Origin of the sequence: Paenibacillus oryzisoli (assembly GCF_050467285.1) — a bacterium.
GTDB lineage: Bacteria > Bacillota > Bacilli > Paenibacillales > NBRC-103111 > Paenibacillus_E > Paenibacillus_E oryzisoli_A.
In genome coordinates this window covers 574,811-592,404 of record NZ_JBCMUN010000007.1, presented here as the reverse complement: position 1 = coordinate 592,404, position 17,594 = coordinate 574,811, and the positions used below count along the sequence as shown (strand labels likewise).

Annotated in this window: 14 protein-coding genes; 11 read left to right on the top strand and 3 right to left on the bottom strand. The window is 54.4% G+C overall.

What is annotated here, in order from left to right; genetic code table 11:
• Positions 1-35: 35 nt before the first annotated feature.
• The 3 genes from ABE504_RS14810 to ABE504_RS14800 are packed head-to-tail and all read left to right on the top strand — an operon-like array spanning position 36 to position 4,565.
• Positions 36-1,901 carry a cache domain-containing sensor histidine kinase gene (locus tag ABE504_RS14810; RefSeq protein WP_430089757.1) on the top strand — a complete coding sequence of 622 codons (1,866 nt, stop codon included), beginning with the start codon at positions 36-38 and terminating at the stop codon, positions 1,899-1,901.
• On the top strand, positions 1,894-2,700 hold the full coding sequence (locus ABE504_RS14805; RefSeq protein WP_430089754.1) for a response regulator transcription factor: 807 nt from the start codon (positions 1,894-1,896) through the stop codon (positions 2,698-2,700). Before ABE504_RS14810 ends, ABE504_RS14805 begins: the two co-directional genes overlap by 8 nt.
• Before the next feature lie 59 nt (positions 2,701-2,759).
• Entirely contained in the window at positions 2,760-4,565 is a 1,806-nt protein-coding gene (locus ABE504_RS14800) for an ABC transporter substrate-binding protein (protein WP_430089750.1), read from the top strand.
• A gap of 37 nt (positions 4,566-4,602) precedes the next feature.
• Here the strand turns inward: ABE504_RS14800 and ABE504_RS14795 are convergent, their stop codons facing one another.
• Positions 4,603-5,490 carry a helix-turn-helix domain-containing protein gene (locus ABE504_RS14795; protein WP_430089747.1) on the bottom strand — a complete coding sequence of 296 codons (888 nt, stop codon included), beginning with the start codon at positions 5,488-5,490 and terminating at the stop codon, positions 4,603-4,605.
• Between the two features lie 131 nt (positions 5,491-5,621).
• On the opposite strand from ABE504_RS14795, the gene ABE504_RS14790 reads away from it, so the two are divergent.
• The 8 genes from ABE504_RS14790 to ABE504_RS14755 all read left to right on the top strand — a co-directional run bounded on the left by ABE504_RS14790 (position 5,622) and on the right by ABE504_RS14755 (position 13,723).
• On the top strand, positions 5,622-6,473 hold the full coding sequence (locus ABE504_RS14790) for an amidohydrolase family protein (protein WP_430089745.1): 852 nt from the start codon (positions 5,622-5,624) through the stop codon (positions 6,471-6,473).
• Entirely contained in the window at positions 6,470-7,426 is a 957-nt protein-coding gene (locus tag ABE504_RS14785; RefSeq protein WP_430089743.1) for an aldo/keto reductase, read from the top strand. The genes ABE504_RS14790 and ABE504_RS14785 overlap by 4 nt, the downstream gene beginning before the upstream one ends.
• Positions 7,423-8,436 (top strand): zinc-binding alcohol dehydrogenase family protein, encoded by a 1,014-nt coding sequence (locus ABE504_RS14780; protein ID WP_430089740.1) that lies wholly within the window; start codon positions 7,423-7,425, stop codon positions 8,434-8,436. Before ABE504_RS14785 ends, ABE504_RS14780 begins: the two co-directional genes overlap by 4 nt.
• Before the next feature lie 462 nt (positions 8,437-8,898).
• The gene (locus ABE504_RS14775) at positions 8,899-9,471 is read left to right on the top strand and encodes a sigma-70 family RNA polymerase sigma factor (RefSeq protein ID WP_430089737.1); all 573 of its coding nucleotides are present in this window, start codon (positions 8,899-8,901) and stop codon (positions 9,469-9,471) included.
• The gene (locus tag ABE504_RS14770; protein WP_430089734.1) at positions 9,458-10,828 is read left to right on the top strand and encodes a hypothetical protein; all 1,371 of its coding nucleotides are present in this window, start codon (positions 9,458-9,460) and stop codon (positions 10,826-10,828) included. The genes ABE504_RS14775 and ABE504_RS14770 overlap by 14 nt, the downstream gene beginning before the upstream one ends.
• A 246-nt stretch (positions 10,829-11,074) precedes the next feature.
• Positions 11,075-12,079: an ABC transporter ATP-binding protein gene (locus ABE504_RS14765; RefSeq protein ID WP_430089731.1), complete on the top strand. Its 1,005-nt coding sequence runs from the start codon at positions 11,075-11,077 to the stop codon at positions 12,077-12,079.
• Positions 12,076-12,879, top strand: a complete 804-nt coding sequence (locus tag ABE504_RS14760) for an ABC transporter permease (RefSeq protein WP_430089728.1) — start codon at positions 12,076-12,078, stop codon at positions 12,877-12,879. The genes ABE504_RS14765 and ABE504_RS14760 overlap by 4 nt, the downstream gene beginning before the upstream one ends.
• Positions 12,863-13,723, top strand: coding sequence for an ABC transporter permease (locus ABE504_RS14755; RefSeq protein ID WP_430089725.1), 861 nt, complete (start codon positions 12,863-12,865; stop codon positions 13,721-13,723). Before ABE504_RS14760 ends, ABE504_RS14755 begins: the two co-directional genes overlap by 17 nt.
• Before the next feature lie 288 nt (positions 13,724-14,011).
• On the opposite strand, the gene ABE504_RS14750 is transcribed toward ABE504_RS14755, so the two are convergent.
• Together ABE504_RS14750 and ABE504_RS14745 are read right to left on the bottom strand one after the other, a co-directional pair.
• On the bottom strand, positions 14,012-15,820 hold the full coding sequence (locus ABE504_RS14750; RefSeq protein ID WP_430089722.1) for a sensor histidine kinase: 1,809 nt from the start codon (positions 15,818-15,820) through the stop codon (positions 14,012-14,014).
• Positions 15,817-17,427, bottom strand: a complete 1,611-nt coding sequence (locus ABE504_RS14745) for a response regulator (protein ID WP_430089718.1) — start codon at positions 17,425-17,427, stop codon at positions 15,817-15,819. Before ABE504_RS14745 ends, ABE504_RS14750 begins: the two co-directional genes overlap by 4 nt.
• Between the last annotated feature and the right edge of the window lie 167 nt (positions 17,428-17,594).

Sequence of the window (17,594 nt, the reverse complement as noted above, 5' to 3'; positions counted from 1 at the left end):
GAGGAGGGGATTTCTGCCATGGAAGGAGTGAGAGCATGCTGCAACTGCGAAAGCCAAGCGGCAATTCGAGGCTGCTAACGAGACTAAGCCTACCTATTTTTGCCTTGATTGTGGGGATTATTGTTGTCTTCGCGTCGGCGGCGAGCTATATCCTTATTCGGGTGCAGAACGAGCATACGCAGAATATGGCGGAGCAATCGATCAAGTTTGTGTACCGCAATGTCTGGTATCAATTCGATACGATGAATAATGTGTCTTCGTTTATTATCAGTTCCCAGTCCATCGAAAATTTGCTGGAGAGCACGTATGCGCATGGGTTTGAGGCGGTCGACGATTTCTATACGCTTCAGTCCAATCTGCAAAATTTAAGCCTGCTCTCGCTGTTAAAAGATTCAAGCTCCGCCAGCACCGCCAAACAGTCCTATGTCGTATCCGTAGCATTTGGGCCGGGGAGCGGGCTGTATGAGATTGCGTCCGAGCATTTCTATCCGGCAACGGGGATCTATAAGAATGAGGATTTCTTTCAGGAGGCGTGGTTCCAGAATCTGAGCAGCGGCGAGCGGAAAACCGTCTGGTGGGGGCAAAAGACAGCCCCGCTGAACGCGCCGATGATTTATTTGGCGAGGACGAAGAGCAGCACGAAAGACGGTCGCAGCATCGGCACGGTCATTGTCGGGGCCGATACGCAAAGTATCAAGGGGGTGTTTGACAATGCCCCGCTCGACAAAGGCTACTATATGCTGCTGGACGACAGCAATCGGGTGATCTACAGCGAGCGTCATGCGTTCCTTGCAGATGCGAGCGGGCTGCCGCAGGTGCAGGCGATGCACGGGCCCAAAGGGACGAGCTCGCTGCGGGATGGCGGCGAGAACCAGCGGGTCATGTTCGAGACGCTGGACAACGGCTGGAAGCTGCTCGCGGTCGTGCCGGAACGGCATTTTAGCCGGTACACGTTCGCCATTTCGGCGGTTGGCGCGGCGACGGCGGCCGTTGCTTTGCTGATCGCGGGCCTGTGGCTGCGCCGAATCGTGATCCGGGTGACTGTCCCGATCACGAAGCTCGTCACCGCGATGCAGCGGCCGGAGGTCGCCGAGGGCAAGGAGCCGCTGCACTATCTGGATACGGGCATTTATGAGGTGGATGAGCTGCATCGCAAGTTTGCTTCGATGCTCGTGATGATGCATGGGCTCATCGAAAAATCGTTCGCCGAAGAGATAGAACGCCGCCAGCTGCAGCTGGAGCTGCTGCATGCCCAGATTAATCCGCATTTTCTCTATAATACGCTGGATCTCATTAATTGCCGGGCGATATTGAACGGTGACCGGGAGACAAGCGAAGTTGTGCGCGCGCTCGCGAGCGTCTTTCGTTTCGGACTGAACCGCGGCGAGGTCTGGATTCCGCTGGAGAGCGAGATGAAGCAGGTTGACGCTTATTTGCATATTCAGCAAATGATGGTGGACGGCTTGCAGGTCGAGATTCGCGTGCCGGATGAGCTGCTTTCCGTGCCGATTGTGCATTTTATTTTGCAGCCGCTGGCCGAGAACGCCATTATTCATGGGTTTGCCCAGCGGACGGCGGGCTGCCGGATTGCGATTTCGGCCCATATGGAGGATACGGCGCTAGTGCTGCGAGTGGCGGATAACGGGCAGGGCTGCGACGTGGATGCGATGAATGCGATGCTGCGGCGGGAAGCGGAAGCCGAGACGGACAGAGAGGCTGGCGGCAGCACGCAGGTCTCCCCGGCCGGCTACGGCACGATGAACGTGCACCGGCGGATTCAGCTTTATTGCGGGGAGGCGTACGGTTTGCGGTATGTCGAGGCCGCGGAGGGAACTTGCGTGGAAGTCATACTGCCTTACCACATGGAACGTCAGGCATCGAGGAGGGAAGGACATGTATAAGCTGCTGATCGCCGAAGATGTGAAAATCGTACGGGAAACATTGGTGCGCGTCATCGACTGGAATGCGCTCGGCATCACCCTGCTCGGGGCCGTGGAGAACGGGGAGGAGGCGCTCGCGTGGGTGGAGCGCGAAGAGCCGGATCTGCTGCTCACCGATGTCGGGATGCCGAAGATGAGCGGCCTTGAGCTGATTGAAGCGGTCAAAGTGCGCAAACCGGAGATTCGCTGCATCATTTTATCCGGGCTGAATGAATTTGAACATGCTCGGCAGGCCATCAAGCTCCAGGTGCTGGATTACGTGCTCAAGCCGATCGATCCCGCGGAGATTACGACGGTCGTGACCCGTGCGGTCGAAGGGCTGCGCAAGGAGCGGGAGGAGCGTCGAGGGCTGGAACTGGCAGAGCAAGCGGTGAAGGACAGTCTGCCGAATCTGGCGGAAGTGCTGCCGCAGGAAGAATGGGCCGGCGATTTGAAGAAGAAGAAGCTTGTCGAGCAAGCGATCGCCTATGTGAAGGAGCAATTTGCCCGCCGCGATCTGGCCTTGTCGGATGTGGCGTCGTCGGTCGGACTCAGCGAGAAGTACACGAACCGGCTGTTCAAGGAAGTGACCGGCCAGACGATTAACCATTGGATCATTCGGCTGCGCATGGAGGAGGCCGCCAGGCTGCTCAAAGACCCCGCGATCCGTATTTACGAGATTTGCGAGAACATCGGGTACGCCGATCAGGATCATTTTCGCGAGAGCTTCAAGAAGCAGTTCGGCGTGACGCCGACCGAGTATCGGAACCGGTGGCTGTAGGGTCTAGTGCTCCGCTCCATTACCCCCTATAATTGAGGTATTGTAAAGGAGTGGGCAGCATGCTGGTAGCAGAACGCTATGTAACGTTATACGACCGTTTTGGCGGGGATCAGGCAGGCGGCGAGCCTGTGGAGGCGACCTTGGAAGAACTGGCGGAAGCCTTGTTCTGCACCCCGAGGAACGCGAAGCTGGTACTCAAAAAGCTAGAGGAAGACGGGCTCGTCTGCTGGCTGCCGGGGCGCGGTCGCGGCAATCGGTCTCATCTGGCTTTTAAGCAAAATAAAGAAAGCTTTCTCTTGGACCTGGCGATGTCGAAGGCGGAGGAGGGAGAGTACCGCACGTCGTTTGACTTGCTTAGCAGCTACGGCGAGGGCACGGAAGTGAGAGCCAAGTTCCTAAGCTGGCTGAACGGCCGCTTCGGCTATCAGAAAGAGACGGTGCGAGGCCTTACCGGCTGCGATACGCTGCGGTTTCCCGTCTATCGGAGCATTCAAACGCTTGACCCCGCTAAGGTCAATTATGCGTTCGATTCGCATGTCATTCGGCAAATTTATGATCGATTGCTCACGTATGACGAGAGTGCAGGGAAGATTGTGCCGGGCTTGGCGCATGCCTGGAAGACGGATAGCGAGGGGAAAGAGTGGACCTTCTATTTGCGCAAAGGGGTTATGTTTCATGATGGGCGTGAAATGACCGCGGACGATGTGGTCTATACCTTCGAGCGTCTTCGCTCCTCCGGTATGCCGAACCGCTGGATGTTGAGGCATCTCGTTACGGTGGAAGCTGCTGGACTGCGTACGGTGCGTTTCGTTCTTTCCCGGCCGAACTGGATGTTCGATCGGTATTTGTGCTCTTCGGCCGGTTCGATCTTGCCGCTCAATCTGAATGGGCTCAGCGAGGAGGCGTACTGGCGGCAGCCCGTGGGTACGGGGCCTTTTCAACTGATGACGCTTACGGAGGAGCGGGTCGAGCTTGCCGTTAATCCTGGTTATTACGCCGAAAGGCCGTACTTGGACGGGGTGGACATTATTATTCTGCCGGAGGATTGCGAGCAGCTCTCGACGATCGGCTTACCCGCGGTTATGCAGACTTATGATGGGGATAAATCGGAAGCAGAAGTGAACTATGCCGAAGATTGGCAAGGGATTGCCCGGCTGTGCAACGGCAGCACGATGCTGACCTGGAACGGCAATAAGCCGGGATGGGCCCAAAATGAGGCGTTCCGTAAAGCGGTCCGGCTGATCCTGGACCCCGTCGCAATGCAGGCGGAGCTTGGCGGCGAGCGTGTGCTGCCTGCGTACGCTTTGCGGCCGGAGGACAGCCTGCAATTCGCACAAGTAAAGGCACCTGCCGCGGAGATTCGGCAGGCGCTCGCAAGGTCCGGCTATGACGGCGCGCAGCTTCGCCTTGTCGTTCACGACAAATATGAACGGGACGGCCGCTGGATCGCGGACCGGATGGGGAGCTTCGGCATTGCGGTTGAATTATTTCCGGCCAATTGGGCGCAGGTGGGCGATCCTGTCATCATCGCCAGCGCGGATTTTACGGTGAACGGCATTATTTTGGCCGAGGATGAGGTTTGCGAAATCGATATGTACGAACATGAAGAATGCGCGTCCAGCACGTATTTGGAGTCTTCGCTGAAGCAATGGATCGTCGGGCAAATTGACAAGGCGCTTGCATCTCGGGATGTAGCCAGCCGCAGAGGCTGCCTTCGCGACATTGAGACGCGGCTCAGGGACGAGTGCCACATTATTTTCCTGCATCATCGGCGGCTGAACACCTATATTCATCCTTCCGTGAGGGGAGCGTCCTTCGGCTCGAACGGCTGGATTGAGTTTAAGCAAATTTGGTTGGAGAAGTGAAAACGGGACGAACACGCATAAGCACATCGCGATCTCCTCACAGGCTCGGGGTACCCGTCGTCTGCTGCTGCCTGCGATAAACGCCAGGCGTTGCGCCCGTAAAGCGCTTGAACAATCGGTGAAAATGCGGCAAGCTTTCGTACCCGCACCGTTTGGAAATCGCGTCGACACTTTCGTCGGTTGCGAGCAGCAGTTCCTTGGCTGTCGCAATGCGGCGGGCATTGATGTAATCGGTCACGCTCATGCCGGTCATCTGTTTGAACACCCGGGATAAATGCGCGGGAGAAACGCAGGCTCGATCAGCCAAGTAGGCAAGACTGATGCCGGGGGCAGTATGGTGCTCATGAAGGTCGTGCAGCGCATCCAGCACCCAGGCTGGGCCGGCCGGCATCGCCTGCGGTTCGATAGCAATTGCGTTCATGAGAATGCGATTCACCTGCAAGAGCAGCATGTTCAAGTGCAGACAAACCGCATGGCGATAGCCGGATTCCTGACGTGTCAACTCTTCCTGCATCTGGTTTAGTTGATTCACTATGGCCGCACGATGCGACGGCGGGATGGGGAGCTTGTAGTTCATTTTTTTATGCGCTTGTTCAAAAGCAAACAAATACGAATACGTTTCACTGATCAAAGGGACACCCAGCAACTGCGGCATGAAAAAAACGGCCGTCGATGTAATGGGTTTATTCTCGTCCGGCCCGGCCCGGTGGATGGTATTGCCAGGGATGATAAACAGGTCGCCTTCGTTCATGTCATAGAACATTTGATTGAGCAGGAACGTCCCTTGTCCCTCATACACGTAAACCAGCTCGTAGCGATCGTGAAGATGCTCGGGAAGCTCTTGAAGCGGCTGTTTCTGATCCCGAAAGACGAGTTCGAACGGAAATAACGGGTCGCTGAAAAAGCTTTTGCGAAAAGGCTGCATACGGACCTCCGGCCTTCATATCTTTTATTTAGAATATCATAAAACAGTATGTTTTTGCGTAATTCAACTATTATATATACATATCGATACTGGTATGATAAGGGTACAAAAAGATTTGATAGGAGGTTCATATGCGGCGAATCGATGCACATCAACACTATTGGTCTATTGCGCGCGGGGACTATGGCTGGATTACGCCGGCGCTTCCGGTGCTGTACAGGGACTTTGTGCCGGAACATTTGGCGCCGCACCTGGCAGCGCATCACCTCAGCGGCAGCATTGTCGTGCAGGCCGCGCCGACGCTGGAGGAAACGGATTATCTCCTCAGTCTGGCGGATGAGGACGATCGTATTCTTGGCGTTGTCGGCTGGCTCGATCTTCATGATCCGGAGCATTTGCGGCATTATGAGCGGTTCCAGGCGCATCCGAAGTTCGTGGGTTTTCGAATGATGATTCAAGAAATGGCCGATGCGCGGACGATTCTTGAACCCCGCTTTGTTGAGGCGCTTCGCGGGTACGCATCCGAGGACGTTCCTGTCGATCTGCTGCTTCGCTGCGATCAATTGGCGCCGCTGGTTCAGTTGGTTGAGATGGTGCCCGGCCTGCGGGGCGTCATCGATCATATTGCCAAGCCGCGGATTGCCGATGGTCAGCTTGAGCCTTGGTTAAGCCAAATGAAGCAATTGGCGCAGCATCCGGGCTTGCACGTCAAGCTGTCGGGCATGGTTACGGAGGCGGATCATCGAGCGTGGAAGGTTGAAGATTTTACCCTATACATACAATCGGTGCTTGAGCTGTTCGGGCCGCAGCGGGTGATGTTCGGCAGCGATTGGCCGGTTTGTCTGCTCGCCGCTGATTACGATCAAGTCGTGGAGGTTCTATTGAACGCGATTCCACAGCAATGGGGAGAAGCGGAGCGCGCGCTGCTGTTCGGCGGTAATGCGGAACGTTTTTATAAGCTCAGCAAGGGGGAATCACTGTGAAATATCGCAAACTGGGAAATACGGGCTTGGACGTATCCATACTCAGCTTTGGCGCTTCATCGCTCGGCTCTGTTTTTGGCAAAACGGACGACGCACAGAGCATCCGCACGGTGCATGCCGCGGTGGACGGCGGGATCAATCTCATCGATGTGTCCCCGTACTATGGTCTGACGAAGGCCGAGATGGTGCTGGGCAAGGCGATTGGGCAAATTTCGCGCGACCGGTTCCTGCTTTCATCGAAAGCGGGGCGCTATGGAGATACGCAATTCGATTTCTCAGCGCGGCGAATCATCGCAAGCGTTGATGAGAGTTTGCAGCGGCTGCAGACGGATTATTTGGATATGCTGTTCCTGCATGATATTGAATTTGTACCGTTCGCTGAGGTGGCGGAGGAATCCTTCCATGCGCTTGAGCAGTTGAAGCGCTCCGGCAAAATCCGGTTCTACGGCGTATCCGGGCTGCCGCTGTCTGTATTTGAGAAAGCGCTTAATTATACGGCGCTCGACGTGGTGTTGTCCTACTGTCACTACAGCTTGAACGATACGACGCTGCTAAGCCTTGTACCGCTGCTGGAGAAGCATGGCGTCGGCTTAGTGAACGCATCGCCGCTGTCGATGGGGCTGCTGGGCTCGAAGCACGTTCCGGATTGGCATCCGGCAACAGCGGAGATTAAGGCCGCATGCCAGGCGGCGAACGACTTTTGCGAGCGCAGCGGCGCCAGTCTCGCTAAGCTTGCGATCCAGTTCTCCGTTGCGAACGAGCAGATTCCAACAACATTGGTGAGCACGGCGAACCCCGACAATATTTTGAAAAATATAGGCTGGCTCGAAGAGCCGCTGGATCAAACGCTGCTGGCCGAGGTGCTTGCGATTCTGGCGCCGATCCGCAATACAACGTGGGCGAGCGGTCTTCCTGAGTATCAGGAGTCATTTGGACAAGGAGGTGCCGTATGAGAGGCATAGTATGTGAGCAGGTGGAGCAGTTTACCATGACGGAGCTTCCGGAGCCGGTCTTGACGCCTGGCACGGCCATCGTGCAGGTGAAGCGCGTAGGCATCTGCGGGACGGATTTGCATGCCTACAAAGGCAACCAACCTTTTTTCTCTTACCCGAGAATCTTGGGTCATGAGCTTGCAGGCACGATTGTAGAGATCGACGATCAGGCGTCGGGGCTGCAGGTTGGCGATCAAGTCAGCGTCATGCCGTACCTGCACTGCGGTACCTGTATCGCGTGCAGAAACGGCAAGACGAATTGCTGCACGGATCTGAAAGTGCTGGGCGTGCATATTGACGGAGGGATGCGGGAGCGAATCTGCGTACCTGTCACGCATATGCTCAAGACAGAGGGACTCACACTCGATCAGACCGCGATGCTGGAGCCGCTAGCGATTGGCGCCCACGCGGTGCGTCGCTCGCAGCTTCAGGCTGGCGAGACAGCGTTGGTCATCGGCGGCGGGCCAATCGGGCTTGGCGTTGCGGTGCTGGCCAAGGAGGTCGGGGCAAGGGTGATCGCCCTCGACCTTAACGCGGAGCGCTTGGCGTTCTGCCGCAGCTGGGCAGGAGTCGATCATATCGTGAGCGCCATGGATCAGCCGCTGGAAGAGATCCTCGCGCTCACTGGCGGCGAGCTGCCGACGGCGGTGTTCGACGCGACGGGCAGCGCCAAGTCGATGACGGACGCGTTCCAATACGCATCGCACGGCGGCAGGCTGGTGTTCGTCGGCTTAGTGAAAGTCGACATTTCGTTCCACGATCCCGAATTTCATAAGCGGGAGCTTACGCTGCTGGGGAGCCGCAATGCGACACGGGAGGATTTTGATTCGGTCATTCGTGCGATGCAAAGCGGGGCGATGGATATCGACCGCTATATTACGCATCGGGTGCCGCTGGAGGAGATGATTGCCCATTTTCCTCAATGGTTGAAGCCGGAGTCGAACGTGATTAAGGCGGTTGTGGAGATGTAGACGGAGGCCTATTGGAAAAGGGGCGCCGGCTCAGCTGGTGATGAAAATGAATTATGTAAGGGGGGAGCGAAGCTTCCCCCTATTTGACATGTCGGAGAGTCTCTCTTCAGAGCAGCGCCATGTCAGCAGTCTCTGTGATGTTCCATCAGACGGATTGCCGCAAGGAATGGATTACGATTAAGAGTGGTAAACCACGCTTATTGCTGCGGCGTACGGAGGAACGAGAAAAATTAGCGTGGCAAACCACCTCTATTTTAATAAACATAGTGGATTTGCCCTCTCTGTTCCCCCCAATAGGAGTGGTTTAGCCCCCTTATTTCCTCTTGATAGACAGATGCGAAGAAAATAGCAGTGGTTTACCACACCTAATTTTAGCAATCGGCTAAAAAAACTGAGGGGGTTCCGTTAATGCCAACGTAGTAATATATAGGAACGAAACAAGAATTCGGAAGGGAAGAGATCATGGGCGAGAACGATCAACATTTGGCGATTGCCTTGCGTCTTCGCTCTCCATCGGCGCTTGGGGACTTGATGGACAGTTATGGAAACGTCGTATATGGCCTCGTCGGCCGAATTTTGGCAGGAACTTGCCAGCCGGAAGATGTGGAGGAGTGCGTCAGCGATGTTTTCTTGAAAGCTTGGCGAAGAATCGAAGAGTACGACGCAGCCAAGGGCTCGCTCAGGACCTGGCTATTGATTCTTGCCAAATACGCTGCGCTGGATACCAGAAGGAAGCTGATGAAAAAGCAGGAAACCGCGTCACTGGAGGAACACGTCGTGAGCGAGGACAGCGTGGAGAATCAGGTTTTATCCAAGGAAACCGCTGCCGAAATTATTAACATAGTGAACGAATTGCCTGAGCCCGATCGAACGATTGTGTATCGCCGCTATTTTTATTATGAATCGATTGAGCAGATTGCCAAAGGAATGGAACTGACCGCCAAAGCGATTGAAAACCGTCTATATCGGCTGCGTAAAATGTTCAAAGCAAAACTTGGCGGAGGGAGGCCGGAAATCACCCATGCCCCAGAATGAAGCGGATAAAGAAATTGTAGCGTGGATCGAAAAAATGAATCCCGAAGAACTGAGTCGACTGATGGAGATTCCGTTGCCTGAGAGTGATCCGATCGATGAAGCCGTGCTGCAGCGCATCAAAAAACGGACACTTGCGCAGGTGGAACTGGATGCACAGGACGATCAGACGGTATGGAAGCGGGCCGCCAGGAAAAGGCTTCGGCTCAAATGGGCAGCAGCGCTCTGCCTCGCCGTCATCATTGGCGGCATGCTGATCGTCTCCTCTCCCGAAGCCAGGGCACAGTTGAAAAAGGCGTTGCAATATATACCGGGATTCGGTTACGTGGAGCAAATCGATAATGTTGAGCAATCGGCCTATGTGATGGATAAACCGCTCATACTGCATAGTGAAGAACATGGAGATATTACCGTCGACGGCGTACTCTTACAAAGGTCTGGCGGACAAGTGCTTATGAGCGGTGAACATGCCTCCGCCGTTGTTGAAAAAAACCTTACTTTAGTCATCGATGGGGTTGAATATGAATTTAAACAAAGCACCGCTTCATGGGCCGCTGGCGGGGTGTGGCAGGCAAACTACTACTATGAAGGCATACTTCCGTATACGGGGCAGAAACAAGTATATGTCAAATTTGCCAAATCCAGCTCGGATTTGCTGCCTTTAACGAAAGCGATGACAGCGAACGAACTCGCAGGTTTCGGCTCCAGCGATGTCCACAATGGCATTCAAATTACAGCTGTCGTGACCCCGCTAGATGGGAACAGCAGCAAAATAAATTTGCTTACGGAATTGCCTGGTCGGCAAAAAGTCGATTCGTATGGCAAGCAGCCCATCGCGGCGGGTCTTCAGCTTCAACTGACCGATGGACAAGGGCGGCCGATTGAGGTAAAACAAGACAGTGGATTTGTAAAGACGTCTGAATTATTGGTTGAAGACATGAACAGAAGCAAGGACCATCAACTAACCATTCCTGCCATTGTCATTCGAACCGAAGACTTTGGGATGAAGCATGTGAAAGTCACACTGCCCGTTCCTGAGGAAGGGGCCCGAGACATTCACGTGACCAGTCAAATCGCCGGATTTCCGGTCGATTTTACCCGTGTGGAGCGGGTCGATGCCAAGAGTATGCGCGTTGAGGTGAACACCCACTACGATGCAAACGCCCGGAGATCACTGCAAAGCTATCGGCTTTTTAGCAAACAAGGCTTCAGTCCTTCATACAGCTGGACAATGAATGAGACGACGAGGGCCATTGAATCGATGGTAGTAAACGTTGAGCCAGGTCAGAAAGAGGTCACGTTCTACCTTGGCGAGCCGTATATCGTTGTAAGAGGCCCCTGGGTATTGAACGGTCTCTAAAAATAATTATCCGCCGCTCAAAAAAACCGTTGTTCAAAGCTTACACACTATGGTATGATGTGGAAATTATATCGGAAGGGCTTCTAGGGATTCGACCTGCCACAGGGGAGCGAACCAAGCGAAGCCGGTCTGGCTAGACGCCGACTACACCGTGAGGGATAAAAGACCTTCGGAAAGTTCCGCCGCTAAGGCGAAACGGACCGGGGTCTTTTTTGCTTTAGCGAATCAAAGGAAGGGGGATGTCCGGTGATTACGATCCGGGTAGAACAATTGGCGAAATCGTTCCAATTAAAAAAGAAAAGGGAAGGCTTCGCAGCAAGCCTCAAATCCCTGGTGAGACCGGAATATATGGAAAAGGCGGCCGTCGAAGCGGTTTCTTTTACCGTTCGGCAAGGGGAAAAGCTGGCTTTCCTCGGGCCCAATGGGGCAGGGAAGTCGACGACGATCAAGATGCTGACTGGCATCCTGCATCCGACCTCAGGCCGCGCGGAAGTGCTCGGACTGAATCCCTGGAAGGAACGGACGAAGCTTTCGCATCGGATCGGCTCCGTATTCGGCCAGAAATCGCAGCTCTGGTATCACCTGCCGCCCAGCGACACGTTTGAGCTAATGAGCCGCATTTATGAGCTGCGACGCAGCGATTATGTAAAGCGGCGCGATGAGCTGATTGAGCGGTTCGACATCGGCCCGCATCTTCATACCGCGGTGCGCAAGCTGTCGCTTGGCGAACGGATGCGCTGCGAGATCGCGGTATCCTTGCTGCATCGGCCGCAGGTTATTTTTCTCGATGAACCGACAATCGGGCTGGATGTGGTCGTCAAGCAGCGCATCCGGGAGCTCGTGAACGAGCTCAACCGTGAGGAAGGGACGACGCTGTTCGTGACCTCTCACGATGCCGGCGATGTGGAGAAGCTTTGCGACAGGGCCATTGTGATCAATGGCGGCCGCGTCATTTTCGATGATGAAGTGGATGTCATGAAACGCCGTTACTTAACGTACAAAACGATTCAGCTGGTACTTGCGGAGGAGCCGCCGTCCTTGCTGTTGCCGGGCGTTCGGGAGCAGGCGCGGAGCGGCGTCAAGCTGACGCTTTCCGTCGATACAGGGGTAACGAGCATTGAGGCTGTGCTGTCCGGCATTATGGCGAATCACCGCATCCTGGACGTGACCGTGGAGGATCCGCCAATGGAGGACATTATTACGCAAATGTACAGCAGCGGAGTAAACGGACGGGAGGAGGCCGGGCCATGATTGCTTTGACGAAAACGCTGAAATACGTGTGGATCGGCCGCATCACGATTCGCAATCAGCTTGCGTATCTCGTAGATTTCCTGGTGCGCTCGTTGTTTTTGCTGCTGATTTTGTATATTTTTCTGCAGTTGTGGCAGACCACTTACGCCGGGGAGGGAAGTTCAACGATAGCCGGCTTCACCTTCCGGCAGCTGATGTGGTATCTCATTGTGACGGAGTCGATGACATTGGCGTGTCCAAGTCTCTGCACAAGGCTCGAAGAGGAGGTCAAAAGCGGCGACGTCGCCTTCAAGCTCGCGCGGCCTGTCAATTTTCTCGCCTATTATTATGTCGAGTACATGAGCGAAGCGATCGTCCGGTTTGGCGTCAACGCCGTGATCGGCGGAACGCTCGGCCTTCTGCTGCTGGGGCCGCCGCACAGCCTCGCGGGCTTTGTCTGGCTGCCGGTTACGGCTTTTGCCGGATTTTCGCTGAATTTCATGCTGAATATGTGTATCGCGCTGAGCGCCTTCTGGGTGGAAGAGACGCGGGGCTTGGAATTTGTGTATAACAAATTTTTATTTACGGTCGGGGGCATGCTGATGCCGATTGAGCTATTCCCGGATGTGCTGCAGCGCATCGTTCGCTGGCTGCCGCTGCAGGGTGTCGTATACCTACCTGCCAAAACGGCGGTAGCTTTGAACATCAGCCAGCTGCCGATTATGCTGCTCACGCAGATCGGCTGGATTGCGTTATTCGGCATGGTCGCGGCGCTCATTTATCGGAGAGGAGTGACAAAGCTGCATGTTAACGGAGGTTGATTTCTCACAAAGCGCACGTGCGTATGAAAGCATCAGCCTATATGGCAAGCCGGGCAGGTGGAGGAGGCTGCTGTTTTTCGTCTGGGGCTGCTGGAAAGCCAATCTGCTGGGGGCAATGGAATTCCGCCTGAGCTTTCTGCTAACGGCTGGAACGATGCTGATCAACAACGTGGTGTGGATCGTGTTCTGGGGGCTGTATTTCCGACGCTTCCCGGTGGTGAACGGCTGGGAGCTGCAGGATGTCATGATGCTGTGGGCCGTCGGGGCCGGCGGCTTCGGCCTCATGGCGACCTTATTCGGCAATGCCACGCGGATCGCCAGCTTAATCGCAAACGGCCAACTGGACGTTTACCTGGCCCAGCCGAAGCCCGTGCTGCTGCACATTCTGCTCAGCCGCATGTCGGTAAGCGCGATTGGCGACGTTGCTTTTGCGCTGCTGGTGTATGCTTTCTTCGGGGATCATTCACTGCTGGGCGTACTCAAGTTCGGGCTTGCGCTGACGCTGGCCACGCTGATTTTTATCTTTTTCACCGTGATCGTCAACTGTTTGGCTTTCTGGCTTGGCAACACGGAAGGACTCAGCTTTCAATTGTTTAATGCGCTGCTTACGTTCTCGACGTACCCGACGGGCATTTTTCGCGGAGCCGGGAAGCTGCTGCTGTTCACCGTCATTCCGGCGGGCTTCATCAGCTACTTGCCGATCGGATTACTGCGGAGCTTGGATACGAAGTTTATCTTGGGCGCGATTGGTGTTGTCGTGTTCTTGAGCGCGGTCGGGATCGGACTGTTCTATACCGGGCTAAGGCGGTATGCGTCGGGGAATATGATGGGGCTGCGGCGGTAAATGGGAGGGCACTGGCTCTAGGATACGCCGTCAGTGGATAGTCGCGTAGACTAGCTTCTCGATAAGCTCAACCACGCTTATTACTGCGGTGCACGGCGGATTGGAAAAAATAAGAGTGGTAAACCACCTTTATTTTGGAAAATAAAGTGGATTTCCGCCTCTATACTCGTTATAAGAGTGGTTTAGTACCCTTATTTCCCCGCAAAAGACGGGTGAGCTAGAAATAAAAGTGGTTTACCACTTCTATTTCTAGCATTAGATCGTCTATCCCGCGCCCAGAAGCCGAATCTACCCGCCACTCAGCGTCGTGACCGCTTTCATCGCAATGGACACCTGGGTTCCGACGCCGACGATAGAGGTGATGGCTACGCCGCTGTCAGGGTCATTTTGCGAGATCAGCTTGACCCGCTCATGGACGTTATACAGCCCGAAGCTTTGCACATCGGTATCGGACATTGGCGGCGTCAGCAGCGCTGCGATCCGATCGCCGGGAATGCCTACGCCGTCGTCACTCACCTGAATGCGCAGCCAACTGTCCTGGACGTCGGCAGCAATTCGAATGGCGCCGTGCTTAGGGCGTTTTTGGTGAATCCCGTGCAGCACGGCATTCTCGACAAGCGGCTGCAGGATCATTTTCGGGATGTAGCAGGCGAGTGCTTCAGGATGAATATCCACGTCGAGCTGGATGCCGTTGTCATTGCGCGTGTTTTGGATATGCATATACGAGCGAATCAAGAGCAGCTCTTCTTCCAGCAGCACAACGTCCCGCCCCTTGTTCAAACTTTGCCGGAAGTAGGTGGACAGGGATTCAATCATGTGGGAAATCTCATCGGCATTTCGGCGAATGGCCATCCAGTGAATGCTGTCTAAGGTGTTGTAGAGAAAATGCGGATTGATCTGTGCCTGAAGCGCCTTCAACTGCGCGTCCCGGGCGCGAATCTTTTCTTGGTAAAAATTGGAAGTTAAATCATGGACGGTTTGGACCATCCGCGCGACCCCAAGCTCCAGATCCTGAAAATTTCCTTGGCGGCCCGTCTCCAGATTGTCTACGCCTTCCCGTTTGAGTGTCAGAATCAGCTCGCGAACTCTCCGGTTAACCCTCTCCGCAGCATAAGCGAAAGCGACAACCAGGATAAAAATAAACAGCATGGAAAAGACGGCAAGCAGGATAACCGCCGAAATGCGGGTCAGGGCCAGACTTTCCCCGGACACTTCATTCATCGGCACTTCCGCGACAATCATAAAGTCGGCACTCGGAATGTGGCGAAATAAAACCATGGCATTCGGGTGCCCCTCTACAGCAAAGAACCCTTCCTGCTGCTGATAAGCGGTCAGCAATTGCTCGGGAGTTAAGCGCCCCTGCTGGCCGATCAGCGACGGGTCATGATGAGAGACGATCTTGCCGGCTCGGTCTGTGATCCACACCTGTTGGGAGGGGGTGAACTGGATTTTATCGATAATGCTTCGCAAATTCGCTTCCGGAACATCGATGCTCAGCATGCCTGCCGTCCGGTCATAGTTTCGGGGATCGTGCAAGATGCGCACAGCCGATATGACGTCGGCTGGATCGCTCGCCAAATACGGCTGCGAGAAGGTGCTGCGCCAATAAATGGCTCCGTTGCGGGCCATAGCCGCCCGATACCAGTCCGTATTTTCTACGGCAGACAAAGGGAAGAAGTGAATGCCTTCGTCGGAAAATAAAAGACCGGGCTCGACGAACATGCGAATTTGCCGAATATCACGATTTCGCTCAGCGGAGCTAATGGAGTTCTCCATCGTTTGAAAAATCTCATACTGCCGATAGGATGGCTGGGAAGATGCATCCAAATAGGCGCGTATGTCCGGATTGCCGATCAGACCATCCGAAATATTGGCGACTTGATCAAGCCGAGCCGACAAGTTATATTCCGCCTGCTTCAGTGTCTGCAGCATGGAGGAGCTCATATCGCGCTCCAGAATGGCAGAGGTTTTCAGATAATACCAGACCATCAGACAGGCGCTGGGCATTAAAATAAACAAAAGAAACAGCAGGATGGCTCGCTTCATCATACCGCCTTTATGAAAATGAAGGCTTCGTGCCAAGCTGAAGGTTCTCATAGCGGTCGCTCCCGGTATTCGCTGGGGGTGAAGCCGGTTTGTTTCTTGAACAGCTTGCTGAAATAGCTCGGGTCTTTGTAGCCGACCGCGTAGCAGACGTCGTACGTTTTATACCGGGGATCTGCCAGCAGCCGAACCGCCTCTTTCATCCGGGTCTCGATCACATAATCATTAATCGTCATGCCGGTTTCCTGTTTGAAGAGCAAGCAAATATAGGTGGTCGTTAAAAAGACGTGAGCGGCGATTTCGGCAATGGTCAGCTCGTTGGCATAATGATCGTGGATGTAAGTTTTGATCAACGTGACAACGTTTCGCGTCTTATGTTCCCGCTTATCTGCGAGCATGTCATACAGCAGCCGGGCGTGCCCCAGTACATCCTGCCGCAGCTCGGCAACGGTTTCATAGCGTGGCAGCGCATTCAATAATCTGGCCTCGCTGGCTTGCAGTGCGTCTGTTGGCAGTGCGAGCTCGAGCGCAAGCTCCGAACAGGCGATCATCATATACATGCCGATGATGCGGCCTTGCTGAACATGGATGCCGCCGATCGGGTCAACGAGCGCCTTCTCGACAAAGCTCGTCACCGCTTGCCAATCCGGTGATTTTAGTACGGCCATGCAAGCGCGGACATCGACTTGCTGGTTGCGTTCATTCGGACGCTGCAAGCTTTCCAGGCTGTCCATGGTAATAATTTGATTTTTCCCCAAATACCAACGATGCTCGGCGGCTTCAGCGGCAAACCGGTAAGAACCGGGCAGCGACATCCAGTCCTGCACGGTACTGCCGACGCCAATGGTGATATTCAGTTTGAGCACACGATTGATATGCGTGCGGCACGCTTCAATCAAGGCGTAAAGCTGCTCTTCCTCTTCATCGGATTCCAGGTGCACGAGACCTGCGAATTCGCCTGGACGAATCTCAAAGGTATGTCCCAAATAAGATTGGCCGATCACATCCTCCGTGATGTTAAGCAGCGCGAAGGAGATGAGCTGCTTCTCTCGTTCTGGCACGTGGCCGACCGACGAGAGATAATCGTCAATTCGAATCACGAACACGCCCAGCTTGCGAACGGTGACCGGAATCCGGATGTTAAGCAGCTGAAATTTTTCCTGCAGCGCCTCCATAGAAGCAACGCCGTCCAGAACTAGGCTGGTTAAGAAACGCTCACGCAGCAGCGGAATGCTTTGGTTGAGCTTCATTTGCAGGTCAAGCCACGTTTCCTTATTTTTTTCCTCATCCTCCAACAGGTTCACAACCCGGGACAAAACTTCATGAATTTCCGCCAGCTTGATCGGCTTCAGAATATAATCGACGGCGTCCAGCTTCAAGGCGGATTTCAGGAATTCAACGTCTCCAAATCCGCTGATAAATACAACCTTCACATCAGGGTATTGACTGCGCACGGCTTGTGCCAAGTCGAGCCCATCCATATGAGGCATTTTGACATCGGTCAGCACGATATGAACCGGCATGGTTGCCATGAGCGATAAGGCAATTTCCCCGTCTTCCGCTTCCGCAGCAAGCTCCAGGCCCAGCTCGGTCCAATTCACGCAATCCCGCAATCCTGCCCTCACAAAAGCTTCATCATCCACCAGCAGCACACGGTACATCACGTTCAACCTCCCATTATTCTCTATAAAGTAACACCACGAATCGTAATCCGGTCCTCTATGAACTCTCCTGTGGCTCTCTTACAATAGGTTTAAGAACATCGCGTATGCAACTATTGTAAGTGGAAAGGGAACAAAGTGTAAATCCTTTCCGGAAAGGAATGATT